The sequence below is a fragment of the Shewanella hafniensis genome (assembly GCF_019655335.1).
Lineage (GTDB): Bacteria > Pseudomonadota > Gammaproteobacteria > Enterobacterales > Shewanellaceae > Shewanella > Shewanella hafniensis.
Map to the genome: position 1 here is coordinate 1 of NZ_BPFD01000199.1, position 658 is coordinate 658.

The window sequence follows — 658 nt, forward strand, 5'->3', positions numbered from 1 at the left end:
GAGAGAGAAAGGAGAGAAGGGAAAGAAAGGAAAGAAGAAAAGAGAGGGGGAAGGGGGGAGAAAGGAAAAGGGAGGAGAGAAGGGAAAGGGAGAAAGAAAAGAAAGAGAGGGGGAGAGGGGAGAGAAGAGAGGGAAAGAGAGAGAAAGAAAGAAAAAGAGAGAAAAAAAGAAAGGAAAAAGGGAAAGGAGGGAGAAAAAAAAAGGGGGGGGGAAAGGAAAGGGAAAAAAAGGAAAGGAAAGAGGAGGAAGAGAAAAGGGAAAAGGGGGGAAGGAAAAAGAGGAGGAGAAAGGAAAAAAGGGAAGAAAGAAGGGAAAGAGGGAGAGGGGAGAAGAAGGAAAAAGGAAGGGGGGAAGAAGGAGAGAGGGAAGGGGGAGGGAAGAGAGGAAAAGGGGAAGGAAGAGGAAAAAAAGGAGGGGGGGAAGGAAGAAGAAGAAAAGAAGAAAAGAAAGAAAAAAAGGGAAAGAGGAGAAGCAAGGGAAAAAAGGAAAGAGAAGAGGAAGGGAGAAAAAGGGAGGAGGGGAGGGAAGAAAAAGGAGGAAAAGAAGAGAAGAAGAAGGAGAAAAGAAGAAGAGAGAAGAAAAAGGAAGGAGAGAGGAGAAGGAAGAAAAGAAGGGAGAAAGGGAAAGAAGAGAGAAGAGAAAAGGGGGATGATTAACC

1 protein-coding gene is annotated in these 658 nt (G+C 45.0%); it reads left to right on the forward strand.

All coding sequences use genetic code 11. The features are described 5' to 3' along the window. A partial coding sequence (locus K5Q99_RS23130) for a hypothetical protein (protein WP_220778133.1) occupies positions 1–652 on the forward strand: 652 nt, incomplete at its 5' end. Between the last annotated feature and the right edge of the window lie 6 nt (positions 653–658).